General features: G+C 53.0%; 11 protein-coding genes. 5 read left to right on the top strand and 6 right to left on the bottom strand.

From position 1 onward, the window contains the following. Positions 1-77 precede the first annotated feature (77 nt). Together glnL and glnG are read left to right on the top strand one after the other, a co-directional pair. A complete protein-coding gene (glnL, locus tag NR201_RS18880) occupies positions 78-1,127 on the top strand; it encodes a nitrogen regulation protein NR(II) (RefSeq protein ID WP_008926971.1) in 1,050 nt (349 codons plus the stop codon). A gap of 7 nt (positions 1,128-1,134) precedes the next feature. Beyond that, positions 1,135-2,544, top strand: a complete 1,410-nt coding sequence (gene glnG, locus NR201_RS18875; protein ID WP_010258440.1) for a nitrogen regulation protein NR(I) — start codon at positions 1,135-1,137, stop codon at positions 2,542-2,544. 41 nt (positions 2,545-2,585) lie between these two features. Here the strand turns inward: glnG and hemN are convergent, their stop codons facing one another. Together hemN and yihI are read right to left on the bottom strand one after the other, a co-directional pair. Next, a complete protein-coding gene (hemN, locus tag NR201_RS18870; protein ID WP_256850068.1) occupies positions 2,586-3,959 on the bottom strand; it encodes an oxygen-independent coproporphyrinogen III oxidase in 1,374 nt (457 codons plus the stop codon). 233 nt (positions 3,960-4,192) lie between these two features. Beyond that, complete coding sequence (gene yihI / locus NR201_RS18865) at positions 4,193-4,717, bottom strand: Der GTPase-activating protein YihI (RefSeq protein WP_010258445.1); 525 nt, start codon at positions 4,715-4,717, stop codon at positions 4,193-4,195. A gap of 551 nt (positions 4,718-5,268) precedes the next feature. Between yihI and yihA the strand changes: the two genes are divergently transcribed. Then, a complete protein-coding gene (gene yihA / locus NR201_RS18860) occupies positions 5,269-5,904 on the top strand; it encodes a ribosome biogenesis GTP-binding protein YihA/YsxC (RefSeq protein ID WP_010258448.1) in 636 nt (211 codons plus the stop codon). A gap of 417 nt (positions 5,905-6,321) precedes the next feature. On the opposite strand, the gene polA is transcribed toward yihA, so the two are convergent. From polA to NR201_RS18840, 4 genes are all read right to left on the bottom strand, one after another. After that, positions 6,322-9,108: a DNA polymerase I gene (gene polA / locus NR201_RS18855; RefSeq protein ID WP_033773173.1), complete on the bottom strand. Its 2,787-nt coding sequence runs from the start codon at positions 9,106-9,108 to the stop codon at positions 6,322-6,324. A gap of 378 nt (positions 9,109-9,486) precedes the next feature. Beyond that, positions 9,487-10,116, bottom strand: a complete 630-nt coding sequence (dsbA, locus tag NR201_RS18850; RefSeq protein WP_010672112.1) for a thiol:disulfide interchange protein DsbA — start codon at positions 10,114-10,116, stop codon at positions 9,487-9,489. Between the two features lie 26 nt (positions 10,117-10,142). After that, positions 10,143-11,129 carry a serine/threonine protein kinase gene (locus tag NR201_RS18845; RefSeq protein WP_182501014.1) on the bottom strand — a complete coding sequence of 329 codons (987 nt, stop codon included), beginning with the start codon at positions 11,127-11,129 and terminating at the stop codon, positions 10,143-10,145. Between the two features lie 45 nt (positions 11,130-11,174). After that, positions 11,175-11,450 carry a YihD family protein gene (locus tag NR201_RS18840; protein ID WP_003850728.1) on the bottom strand — a complete coding sequence of 92 codons (276 nt, stop codon included), beginning with the start codon at positions 11,448-11,450 and terminating at the stop codon, positions 11,175-11,177. 44 nt (positions 11,451-11,494) lie between these two features. On the opposite strand from NR201_RS18840, the gene mobA reads away from it, so the two are divergent. Both mobA and mobB read left to right on the top strand, forming a co-directional pair. After that, entirely contained in the window at positions 11,495-12,061 is a 567-nt protein-coding gene (mobA, locus tag NR201_RS18835) for a molybdenum cofactor guanylyltransferase MobA (protein ID WP_256850067.1), read from the top strand. Position 12,062: 1 nt separating this feature from the next. Then, positions 12,063-12,569, top strand: a complete 507-nt coding sequence (gene mobB, locus NR201_RS18830) for a molybdopterin-guanine dinucleotide biosynthesis protein MobB (protein WP_033759293.1) — start codon at positions 12,063-12,065, stop codon at positions 12,567-12,569. The last annotated feature ends 156 nt before the right edge of the window (positions 12,570-12,725 follow it).

Below are 12,725 nucleotides of genomic sequence, written 5' to 3'. Positions count from 1 at the left end.
CCGCGAATTCACCGTTCATTCGCCCTCTTTTCGGCTTAAAGACTAAAATGCACCTCTTTAGTGCAGAGGAACGTTGTATGGCAACTGGCTCTCTGCCCGATGCAGGGCAGATTCTCAACGCGTTAATCAACAGTATTTTGTTGGTGGATAACGATCTGGTTATTCATTACGCCAACCCGGCGGCGCAGCAATTACTGGCGCAAAGCTCACGCAAATTGTTCGGCACGCCGTTACCGGAATTAACCGGCTACTTTTCGCTGAATATCGAGGTGATGCGCGAGAGTCTTGAGGCTGGCCAGGGATTTACTGACAGTGAGGTCACGCTGGTGGTAGATGGTCGCGCACACATTATGTCGCTGACCGCCCAGCGGTTACCCGATGGCTTAATCCTGATGGAAATGGCGCCGATGGATAATCAGCGTCGTCTCAGTCAGGAGCAGTTACAGCACGCCCAGCAGGTGGCCGCTCGCGATCTGGTTCGCGGCCTGGCCCATGAGATTAAAAATCCGCTGGGAGGATTGCGCGGCGCGGCACAGCTTTTATCCCGCGCCCTGCCCGATCCCTCGCTGAATGAATATACCAAAGTGATTATTGAACAGGCCGACCGGTTGCGGAATCTGGTTGATCGTCTGCTGGGGCCGCAGCAGCCGGGCATGCACATCACGCAGAGCATTCATCAGGTGGCCGAACGGGTGGTCAATCTGGTGTCGATGGAGCTGCCGGAGAATGTCTCGCTGGTACGGGATTATGATCCCAGCCTGCCGGAACTGCCGCACGATCCCGATCAGATTGAACAGGTGCTGCTTAACGTGGTGCGCAATGCGCTTCAGGCGCTGGGCGACGATGGCGGCACCATTATTATCCGCACCCGCACGGCTTTCCAGCTGACGCTGCACGGCACGCGTTATCGCCTGGTGGCACGTATTGATATTGAAGATGATGGCCCCGGCATTCCGGCCCAGCTGCAGGATACGCTGTTTTATCCGATGGTCAGCGGACGCGAAGGCGGTACCGGTTTAGGCCTCTCCATCGCCCGTAGCCTGATTGATCAACATTCAGGAAAAATAGAATTTAACAGTTGGCCGGGACACACCGAATTCTCGGTTTACCTGCCTATTCGCCAGTGAGGTTTCTATGCAACGAGGGATAGTCTGGATCGTCGATGACGATAGCTCCATCCGCTGGGTGCTTGAACGCGCGCTCACTGGAGCCGGTTTGAGCTGTGCGACTTTTGACAGCGCAAGCGAGGTGCTTGATGCCCTCTCAACCAAGACCCCGGACGTTTTACTGTCAGACATTCGCATGCCCGGTATGGATGGCCTGGCGCTGCTGAAACAGATTAAGCAGCGTCATCCGATGCTTCCGGTCATCATAATGACGGCGCATTCTGATCTGGACGCTGCCGTCAGCGCCTATCAGCAGGGTGCCTTTGATTACCTGCCTAAGCCGTTCGATATCGATGAAGCGGTTGCCCTGGTCGAGCGTGCTATCAGCCACTATCAGGAGCAGCAGCAGCCACGTAATCAGCCGGTCAGCGGACCCACCACCGATATCATCGGTGAAGCGCCCGCGATGCAGGATGTGTTCCGCATCATCGGACGATTATCGCGCTCGTCGATCAGTGTGCTGATCAACGGCGAGTCCGGTACCGGTAAAGAGCTGGTGGCCCATGCGCTGCATCGCCACAGCCCGCGCACCAAAGCGCCCTTTATCGCGCTCAACATGGCGGCGATCCCCAAAGATTTAATTGAATCAGAACTGTTTGGTCACGAAAAAGGCGCCTTTACCGGGGCGAACCAGATCCGTCAGGGCCGTTTTGAGCAGGCGGATGGCGGCACGCTGTTTCTGGATGAGATCGGTGATATGCCGCTGGATGTGCAGACCCGTCTGCTGCGCGTGCTGGCCGATGGCCAGTTCTATCGCGTTGGTGGCTATGCGCCGGTCAAAGTGGATGTGCGTATTATCGCGGCGACCCACCAGAATCTGGAATTACGCGTACAGGAAGGCAAGTTCCGTGAGGATCTGTTTCACCGCCTGAACGTGATTCGTGTGCATCTGCCACCGCTGCGTGAGCGTCGTGAGGATATCCCGCGTCTGGCGCGTTATTTCCTGCAGGTGGCGGCGCGTGAGCTGGGTGTGGAAGCGAAGATTCTGCATCCGGAAACCGAGACAGCGTTAACCCGACTGCACTGGTCAGGTAACGTGCGTCAGCTGGAGAACACCTGTCGCTGGCTGACCGTGATGGCTGCGGGTCAGGAAGTCCTGATTCAGGACCTGCCCGGAGAACTGTTTGAATCCAGTACGCCGGAGAATCCGGTACAGTCGCTGCCTGACAGCTGGGCAACGCTGCTGGCACAGTGGGCCGATCGCGCTCTGCGTTCCGGTCATCAGAATCTGCTGTCAGAAGCCCAGCCAGAGATGGAGCGCACGCTGCTCACTACTGCGCTGCGTCATACGCAGGGCCACAAACAGGAAGCGGCACGTTTGCTGGGCTGGGGACGAAACACGCTGACGCGCAAGCTCAAAGAGCTGGGCATGGAATAAGCGGTTCAGTTCGGGCTGGTGTAGTCTGCCAGCCCGTTTCTTCAGATAACGCGGGAGAACTGCTGCTGACGCGCTTTCTGACGCAGATAGCGATCAAAGCACATGCAAATATTGCGGATCAGTAACCGGCCAATTCCCGTCACATCCAGCCCCGTAGCGGTTTGTTCCACCAGCCCATCGGCTATCAACGGCTTCAGCAGCGCCAGGTCCTCAGCAAAATAGTCGCTGAAGCGAATTCCCCATTGCGCTTCTGTCGCGGCAAAATTCAGCGAGAAGTTGCAAATCAGCGTTTTTATCACGTCACGACGCAGGCAATCATCGTCGGTTAAGGCGATGCCACGCCACAGGCCATTTCCCTGCTGTTCCACACAATTGTACCAGGTATTAAGGTCTTTCTGGTTCTGCGCATAACTGTCGCCAATCATGCTGATGGCAGAGACGCCAAGCCCCAGCAAATCGCTGTCGCCCTGCGTCGTGTATCCCTGGAAATTGCGATGCAGCTGGCCTTTGCGCTGCGCGATAGCCAGTTCATCCTGCGGCTTCGCAAAGTGATCCATTCCAATGAACTGGTAGCCCTGCTGAGTCAGAGTTGCGATGGTCTGCTGTAAAATATCCAGCTTTTGCTGAGCCGATGGCAGTTCACCCTCTTTGATTTTACGCTGTGCCGCGAACATCGCCGGCAGATGCGCATAGTTAAAGACGCTAAGACGATCCGGGCTCAGCGCCAGTACCCGCTCCAGCGTCCAGGCGAAGCTGGCGGGCGTCTGCAGGGGTAAACCATAGATCAGGTCAATGCTGGTCGAGCTGAACCCCTGTTCACGGGCACGCGCCATCAGCCCGAAAATCACCTCTTCATCCTGTACCCGGTTAACCCGCTCCTGCACCGATTTGTTGAAGTCCTGCACCCCCATGCTCAGCCGGTTGAATCCCAGCGATCGCAGGTGATCAATCACATCCAGCGCAATTTCCCGGGGATCCACTTCAATCGACATTTCGGCATCATCGGCCACGCTGAAATGCTGCTTCAGTAAACCCACCAGCCGGGAAATCTGCGCATTGTCGAGGAAGGTTGGCGTGCCGCCGCCCCAGTGAAGCTGCGTGACCTGACGCTGACGAAACAGCGGCGCACGCTGAATAATCTCCTGCTCAAGCACATCCAGATAGCGATCCGCTTTGTGGCGCTGACGCGTCACTATCTTATTGCAGCCGCAGAAGTAGCAGAGACGATGGCAGAAGGGAATATGGACATAGAGCGACAGCGGACGATCAGGGTAACGCGCCACGGCACGCTGGAAGTCGTTTTCCGCGTACTGCTCGCTGAACTCCAGCGCAGTGGGATAGGAGGTGTAACGCGGGCCGGCATAATTGTATTTTTCAATTAACGCCTGATCCCACTCAATCTGCTGCGATGGCATGCTCACTCCTTCCGGGAACGTCGTCTGAGAGAAGGTCGCGAAGAAGAGGAGACAAAAGGTGAGCGGGATGAGACCCGACGTAAACGTTGCTTCAGACGCGACAGGCGTCGTAGTTTAAACAATAACCACAGCAGATAACATGTCGCCAGCAGCGCGAAAATTGATCCAGGCCAAAACATTGTCGTTTACCTGTTAAGCGCGGCATGCGGATAGCGCATGCCGATCAAATTTGCTTAGTTGCCTTTCAGCAGACGGTACATATCTTCTTCAGCCTGCTCATCTTCGGCATCATCCATCACAATGCCTAACTGCTCCATCAGTTCGTCGATACGATCCAGCGAGGCATCCAGCCAGCCCTGATCTTCAGCCGACAGCGTTTCGCCATTTTCCAGCCGATCCAGCAGCGCGTCCAGACGTTCGTCATTTTCCAGCTTCGCCAGCTCTTCTTCTGGTGTCAGACGCACTTTCTTCTCTGCTGCCGGTTTTTCTGCGCTTTTCTTTGGTTTAACGGCAGCGGTTTTTCCTTCAGCGATCAGGGCCACCGGTTTTTTACTCCCGATGCGCGGATCTTTGACGCTGTCCGCCTGACGTCCGCCATTGTTTTCGGACGCAGCCGGATTAGCACGGCTGCCAGATGCATGTCCGCGATGCTTTTTATCACGTTTGCGATCGCGTGCTTCATGGTTGATATCGTCACGCGATTTGCGTTTGGCTTTGACGGCAGGTTTGCCGTTAGCAGCTCGTGCAGGTTGCTTCATAGTATTCGGTCCCGGCTTTTTTTATTCAGTATAGAATTGCGGCGAAATCTAGCAGAAAGTAGACAAAGAAAAAAGGCGACAGCTCAAGCTGTCGCCTTATTTCATACCTTCATAAGAAGGAATCATGTTTTAAATCCTTTTCGGCTCGTAACATCCCGGTTAATCCCGCGCCTGCTCAACTCCTGAGCTATTCCTTATCCCTGTCTGGCCGCATCCCTGACCCTGTTCCATTCCATCGCTCATAACCCTCCTGGTATCCCTGAGCGCATCATCCTGATGTGTGCTGCCGTGCACTGCACACTAATGTAGACCAACTGGTAAAAGCCTCAAGTCAGTGTCAAAAATAGTTAGTTCAAAAAAAGAACGTTTTAAGATAAGGGTTTGAATTACATATTTTTTTATTTTTAGTAATTAAAGTAAAAAGCGAAATAACCCGCACCGTGAATGGCAAATCTCTTACAAAGTTTGTTACCGAGATGCGATTGAGCACTTTCGCGTCATAACGCGTATAATCGCCCGCATTGCCTTAATGCGTTTTCTGGAGTGTCACCTTGTCTGAATTGAATTACCACGTTACCCACTTTGTCATGAGCGCGCCGGATATCCGCCATCTGCCTGCCGATACCGGAATTGAGGTGGCTTTCGCTGGCCGCTCGAACGCGGGAAAATCGAGTGCGCTGAATACGTTAACCAATCAGAAGGGTCTGGCGCGTACCAGTAAAACGCCGGGACGTACGCAGCTGATTAACCTGTTTGAAGTGAAAGAAGGTAAGCGTCTGGTCGACCTGCCCGGTTACGGTTATGCCGAAGTCCCGGAAGAGATGAAGCTGAAGTGGCAGCGCGCGTTAGGTGAATACCTGCAAAAACGTCAGGCGCTGAAAGGACTGGTTATCCTGATGGATATCCGTCATCCGCTGAAAGATCTCGACCGGCAGATGATTCAGTGGTCAGTGGAAAGTGGCATTCCGGTGCTGTTGCTTCTCACTAAAGCAGACAAACTGGCCTCAGGTGCCCGTAAAGCGCAGCTCAATGTCGTGCGTGAAGCCGCACTCGAATTTGTTGGTGATGTGCAGGTAGAGCTCTTCTCATCGCTGAAGAAAATCGGCGTGGATAAGGTTCGTCAGAAGCTGGACAGCTGGTTTAATACGCTTGAACCTGCGGTTGAAGATCAGGACGCGGAAGAGTGAGTGGCAACCTTATGCCGGTGATGCTGACGGTACAAAAAGCCCAATAAAAAACGCCCCAGTCACAGAATGACTGGGGCGGCTAAATTCAGCCAAATCCGATTACGTGAAGTAAAAGGTCTGAAAGATAGAACATCTTACCTCTGTACCCTACGCGACGAACTTTACCTGATTTTCTGTGCGTGACAAAGGCTTTTTTGTTGCTTACTTACATGAAACAGGACTTTTTTTACCATGCACGTCACAAAAATAGCGTTGCGATGTAGTTTAATGACGAAAAAAGTGTTTAGACCATAAGCAGTTAGAAAAGCGTTTTCTCTCAGTGCCAGCGTTAACCACGCTAAACCGGTCAACTAAACGATTTTCTTATACCTGATTCAGGGCCGGTTCTGTTCTTCAGAACCGACCACACGCATCGAATCAGTGGGCTTCATCCCAGTTGTCACCCACACCGACTTCAACCAGTAAAGGTACGTCGAGCTGCACGCTACCTTCCATCAGCGCACGGATTTTCTGGCTCGCCTCTTCAACCGCCCCGGCTTTGACTTCGAACACCAGTTCATCGTGAACCTGCATGATCATTCTGACGGCATTGTCGTTTTGCTGTTCCAGCCAGTTATCCACGGCAATCATTGCCCGCTTGATGATATCCGCTGCCGTTCCCTGCATCGGCGCATTGATCGCGGCACGTTCAGCGGCTTTCCGGCGAATGGCGTTACCGGATTTAATATCGGGCAGCCACAGCCGACGGCCTTCCAGCGTTTCGACATAGCCTTTACTCGCCGCCAGCTGGCGTGTGTTCTCCATATAGCGCAGGACGCCCGGATAGCGTTCAAAGTAGAGATCCATATACTTTTTCGCTTCACCCGCGCCGATATTCAGCTGACGCGACAGGCCAAAGGCGCTCATGCCATAAATCAGACCAAAGTTGATCGCTTTGGCGCTGCGACGCTGTTCGCCGCTGACCTTATCCAGCGCCACGCCAAACACTTCGGATGCCGTCGCGCGGTGGATATCTTCGCCCTGGGCAAAAGCGTCCAGCAATCCTTTGTCCTGAGAGAGATGCGCCATGATACGCAGTTCGATTTGTGAATAGTCTGCCGCCACAATGCGATGGCCTTTGGCCGCTACAAATGCCTGACGGATTCGGCGTCCTTCATCATTACGCACCGGAATGTTTTGCAGATTCGGATCGGCAGAGGATAAGCGTCCGGTTGCGGTGACGGCCTGATGATAAGAGGTATGTACCCTGCCACTGATCGGATTGATCATCAGCGGTAATTTATCCGTATAAGTAGACTTAAGTTTGGATAAGCCGCGATGCTCCAGAATCACTTTGGGTAACGGATAATCAAGTGCCAGCTCGGCTAACACCTCTTCGCTGGTTGACGGCGCGCCGCCTGGTGTTTTCTTTGTGGGCTTGATGCCCTGTTTTTCAAACAGGATCACCTGAAGCTGCTTGGTGGATGAGAGGTTGAAGGGTTCCCCCGCCAGCTCATGCGCTTTCAACTCAAGCTCAGCCAGTCGGGCCGTCAGCTCTTTCGAATGCTGCGCCAGAATAGACTGATCGATCAACACACCGTTGCGCTCTATGCGCGAAATCACCGTCAGTAACGGCATCTCAATCTGTTCGAAGACTTTTTTCGGGCCCGCTTCTTTCTCCAGCTCTGGCCACATCTTCAGATGCAGCTGCAGGGTCACATCTGCATCTTCGGCAGCGTAATGGGATGCCTGCTCTAACGCGATTTGATTGAACGTCAGCTGATTTTTGCCTTTACCGGCGATCTCCTGGAAGGTCACGGTTTTATGGTTAAGCCAGCGAGCGGCCAGGCTATCCATGTCATGTTTGCCCACCACGCTGTTGAGGATATAGGACTCAAGCATGGTGTCGAATTTGATACCGGCCAGTTCAATGTCGTAGTTTTTCAGTACGCCGCGATCGTATTTCAGGTTCTGGCCAACTTTCCAGGCGCTCTCATCTTCCAGCAGGGGCTTGAGCTGTGCCAGAACGGTAGCGCGATCCAGTTGATCAGGCGCATCAAGATAGTCATGGGCAACCGGCAGATAGGCGGCTTCACCGGGCGCCACCGCGAAGCTGATGCCGACGATGTTAGCGCTCAGGGTATCCAGCGCGTCGGTCTCCAGATCAAACGCAAAGACTTCGCTGTTTTTCAGCTTCTCCAGCCAGCTATCAAAGAGATCCTGATCCAGAATGGTGACATAACCCTCGGTCGGTAACACGCTGCTGGTTTCCGCCACCGGGGCCGGTTCATCGGCCTGCGCTTTTTGCGCCTGCGTAGTGCTCTTTTTACCCTGCAGCCATTTACCGTCCTGCAGGTCACTCAGCCAGCGTTTGAACTCGTAACGACTGAACAGGGCCTGCAATGCCTCTGTATCGGGCTCAGTGACTGTGAGCTCTTCACAGGGCAGCGCCAGCTCAACGTCTGTCTTAATGGTCGCCAGCTGATAAGAGAGAAACGCCACATCACGATTCTGCTCAAGTTTGGTCGCCATGGTTTTGGCACCACGAAAGCCGAGATCGGCCACTTTGTCCAGATTGTCATAGATCGTCTGCATGCTGCCCAGCCCCTGCAGCAACGCCTGTGCCGTTTTCTCACCGACGCCTGGCACGCCAGGAATGTTATCGGAGCTATCACCCATCATGGCAAGGAAATCGATGATCAATGCGGGTGGAACACCATATTTCTGCTCAACCTCTTCTGGTCCCAGAATGGTGTTGCTCATGGTGTTAATCAGCGTGATTGCGGGCGTGACCAGCTGCGCCATATCTTTGTCGCCGGTGCTGATCAGTACTGAGAGACCCTTTTTCTCCGCTTCCAGCGCCAGCGTACCGATGACATCATCAGCCTCGACGCCGCTCACAGCCAGCAACGGCAGCCCCATCGCCCGCACCATCTCATGCAGCGGCTCAATTTGTGCACGGAGCTCGTCAGGCATCGGGGGACGGTGAGATTTGTAATGCTCAAACAGCTCGTCCCTGAAGGTTTTGCCTTTGGCATCGAATACCACAGCAACGTGACTCGGATTGTATTGCGCCAGCAGGCTTTTCAGCATGTTGAGCACGCCGTACATGGCGCCAGTGGGTTCACCTGCACTGTTGGTCAGCGGCGGAAACGCGTGATACGCGCGATAAAGATAGGATGAGCCATCGACCAGAATCAGGGGATTTTCTGCTATTTGCGCCATAAGTCTGTGTAGTCTTCGTTGCTATGAGTTGGGCTATAAGGATGCCACAACCAGGCAGAAATGGTGAACTAAGGCGTGCCACGTCTGGAGTTTTTCACGCTTTTGGGGACAGGATCGCAACGATCGTTCTGTGGATAACTTTGTGCGTAAAAATTATAACGCGCTGTTTTTCAGGAAAATAAATAATCGGCACTTGAATAAAAACCATAAATTTCATTGGCTTATTTAATTTCCGTGACCCGATCGCTATTTTTAATAGCGCGATCCCTTGTGTGGATATTAAATTTATGCCCTGGAGATGGACAAAAATTGGCCCGTTGTTCAAAGGCATAAAAAAAACGCCAGCAGAGCTGGCGTTTAACGGGGGTGTGAGGCTGATTACTTCTGGCTTACCAGGAATTTAACCACGTTCGCATAGTCTGCGACGAAATTATCCATAGAGCTGGTATCAAGACCGCCGTTGTTAACCATGTATTTGCCATTCACGAAAATAGCAGGCACACCACGCAGATCAACATCAGCAGCGGCTTTTTGCTGCTGCGCAACCAGCGCTTTTACGGCGAAGCTGTTCCAGGCAGCATCATAGTCCGCCGCAGAGATACCGGCCGCTTTGACAAAGGTCTCTTTCAGACTGGCAGGATCGGTGATGGTCTGCGTTTTCTGAATGCCATCGAAGATCGGTGCTGTCACTTTATCTTCAACGCCCAGCGCCATCGCGACAGCCCAGGCCTGGGTCACGACCGGCCCCAGCTCTCCACCGAGAAAATCGACGTGGTATTTCACCATTTTAGTGTCAGCAGGCAGATTCTTTTTCACCGCGTCATTGACGTGATAAATACGTTCAAACTGATAGCAGTGCGGGCAGAAGAAGGAGAAGAACTCCATCACCTGAGGTTCGCCGGCCACAGGTTTAGGCAGACTCACATATTGTTTACCTTCAGTGAACTGGGCAGCAGATGCGCTGAATGCCAGCACTAAACCCATCAGTGCAAACCAAATTTTTTTCATCGTGAAAAATTCTCCTGACTACGTCATTAATATTGCGGTGTCAGCTGCAGAGGAGGTTCCTGCAACAGCTTCTCCTGCTCGGTAAAGAGTGAAATTTGCCTGCGCCAGAAATCTTCATCTGTCATCCAGGGGAAAGCGCGCGGAAAAGCGGGATCCTGCCAGCGTCGGACAACCCAGGCCAGATAATAAACCATGCGCATGGCGCGTAAAGGTTCAATCAGTGACAATTCATTAATATCAAAATCACTGAACTCACTGTACGCCTCCAGCAGTATATCCCATTGAATACGCTGTTCCTGACGATCGCCGCTGATCAGCATCCAGAGATCCTGCACGGCCGGGCCATTACGGGCATCATCCAGATCGACAAACAGCGGTCCGTCACGCCACAGGATATTACCCGGATGGCAGTCGCCATGTAATCGTAGCGGCTGCCACGTGGTGTGCCACTGTTGTTGCAGCGTGTTTCCCAGCTTATCGATAGCCTGTAGCAGTGCGACTTTAAGCGATGCAGGCACTAACAGAGAGTGCTCCAGCACCTGCCGGGGTTCATGCAGATATTCATCCAGACCGATGGCAGGCCGATGCCTGAACAGCGCTTTACGCCCGGTCTGATGAATGCGGCCCAGGAAGCGGCCTACCCACTCCATCTGATCTTCGTTGTCTGTCTCATATTGCCGTCCGCCCAGGCTGGGGAATACGGCAAAGAAGAAGCCAGCGTGACTGTGCAGTGTCTCACCCTTTAACCGCAGTGGCGCCGCGATGGGCACTTCGTCAGCCAGCAGATCAAGTGCGTACTGATGTTCTTCAGCAATCTGTTCGGCACGCCAGCGCTGTGGGCGATAAAACTTCGCAACATAGCGGCGTTTTTCGTCGTCGCTGAATTGATAAACCCTGTTCTCGTAGCTGTTCAGGGCTGTCAGACCCGATTCGACGCGAATTCCTGTTTCCCAGAGCGCATCAACCAACACGTCGGGATTCAATGTCTGGAAGTTAAAAGCAGCGTCGCTCATCATGTTACCTGTAGTTGCCCTTGCAAATAGCAGCCAAGGATAACACTACTCGTCCTGTTTAATGACACCCCGTGCGCGGAGCAGTGCTGTTTTGAAATCAACTTCATAATCTTTTTTCAGGCCTGGGATCTCATCATCGCTGGCTGAGTCACGCATCTTGAGATGGTAAATTAATACATCATCGGTTAATTCACTTAACGGGCCACGGAAACCAGATTCCTGAGCCAGTTTCTGCAAAAATGTGACCAGATTAAGATCAGGCTCTTTTTGCCAGGCGGGTTGCAGCAACGCGATTAACTCGTTTAAACGATGGCATTTCATTCAGATTTCTCCTTTCACAGTGCGTCATCAGCGAGGGCACAGTCATGACAATATTAACCGGCATCATTCTGGCCGGTGGTCAGGGCCGCCGTATGGGTGGTCAGGACAAAGGGTTAGTACAGCTGGATGGCAGGCCGCTTTATCAGCATGTCCTTGAACGGCTCAGGCCACAAGTCGACATTGTCATGATTAATGCGAATCGTAATATTGATCGCTATCAGTTAAGCGGATGTCGGGTTATTCAGGATGTTTTTGATGATTATCCCGGTCCGCTGGCCGGTATCTACAGTGGGTTGCTCGCCATCGACGGTGAATGGGCCGCTTTTTGCTCCTGCGATACGCCTGCAATACCTCTCAACTTCGTCGAAAAACTGCTCCATCAACGCGAAGAGGCGCCGGCAGTCTGGGTACGTTCACAGTCGCGCGATCATCCTACGCTGGCGCTGATTCATCGGGAAATGGCTGCACCTCTTTATGACTATCTTCAGGCTGGAGAACGACGTCTTATGCATTTTCTGCGCGACCACGGTGGCCATGCTGTCCGGATGGATGAGGATGAGGCTGCCTTCCGCAATATCAATACGCCTGATGACCTGAACAACAGAGGCTGACATGTCATTACCTATACTTGCCATTGTGGGCTGGAGTGGAACCGGGAAAACGACGCTATTGCAGCAGGTGATACCGATTCTCGGCGATAAAGGTATCCGCGCAGGATTGATTAAACATACCCATCATCAGATGGATGTGGATACGCCAGGCAAAGATAGCTATCTGCTCAGAAAAGCGGGTGCCAGTCAGGTAATATTGGCCAGTTCAGAGCGATGGGCATTGATGTGTGAGACGCCGGAAAAGCAGTCGATTAATCTGCCTTATCTGCTCAGCCGCATGGATCACGCTACGCTTGAGGTCGTGCTGGTCGAAGGCTTCAAAGATGAACCCGTACCTAAAATTGTTTTATGGCGGGCCGGGATCAAGGGTGGGATCGAGGAACTGCTTGATGAGCAGGTAATCGCTGTCGCCAGCGACCAGAAATTAACGCTGAACGTGCCAGTTCTGGATATAAATCGTCCGGACAGCGTTGCAGACTTCATTGCCGACTGGCTTGAGAAACGCTGAAATGGATGTTGTGATGCAGTTTTTCACGATCTGCAGACGTAAAAAAGCCCCGCACTTCCGTGCGGGGCTTCTTCACTTATTTAATGCCTGGCAGTTCCCTACTCTCGCATGGGGAGACCCCACACTACCATCGGCGCTACGGCGTTTCACTTCTGA

Source organism: Pantoea sp. Fr-CA_6, from assembly GCF_024520895.1.
Taxonomy (GTDB): domain Bacteria; phylum Pseudomonadota; class Gammaproteobacteria; order Enterobacterales; family Enterobacteriaceae; genus Pantoea; species Pantoea agglomerans.
This window is presented reverse-complemented; position numbering and strand designations above follow the sequence as displayed.

Coding starts and splice junctions, on each gene's coding strand:
- glnL (WP_008926971.1), top strand. CDS start 78: ATGGCAACTGGCTCTCTGCCCGATGCAGGGCAGATTCTCAACGCGTTA.
- glnG (WP_010258440.1), top strand. CDS start 1,135: ATGCAACGAGGGATAGTCTGGATCGTCGATGACGATAGCTCCATCCGC.
- hemN (WP_256850068.1), bottom strand. CDS start 3,959: ATGCCATCGCAGCAGATTGAGTGGGATCAGGCGTTAATTGAAAAATAC.
- yihI (WP_010258445.1), bottom strand. CDS start 4,717: ATGAAGCAACCTGCACGAGCTGCTAACGGCAAACCTGCCGTCAAAGCC.
- polA (WP_033773173.1), bottom strand. CDS start 9,108: ATGGCGCAAATAGCAGAAAATCCCCTGATTCTGGTCGATGGCTCATCC.
- dsbA (WP_010672112.1), bottom strand. CDS start 10,116: ATGAAAAAAATTTGGTTTGCACTGATGGGTTTAGTGCTGGCATTCAGC.
- NR201_RS18845 (WP_182501014.1), bottom strand. CDS start 11,129: ATGAGCGACGCTGCTTTTAACTTCCAGACATTGAATCCCGACGTGTTG.
- NR201_RS18840 (WP_003850728.1), bottom strand. CDS start 11,450: ATGAAATGCCATCGTTTAAACGAGTTAATCGCGTTGCTGCAACCCGCC.
- mobA (WP_256850067.1), top strand. CDS start 11,495: ATGACAATATTAACCGGCATCATTCTGGCCGGTGGTCAGGGCCGCCGT.
- mobB (WP_033759293.1), top strand. CDS start 12,063: ATGTCATTACCTATACTTGCCATTGTGGGCTGGAGTGGAACCGGGAAA.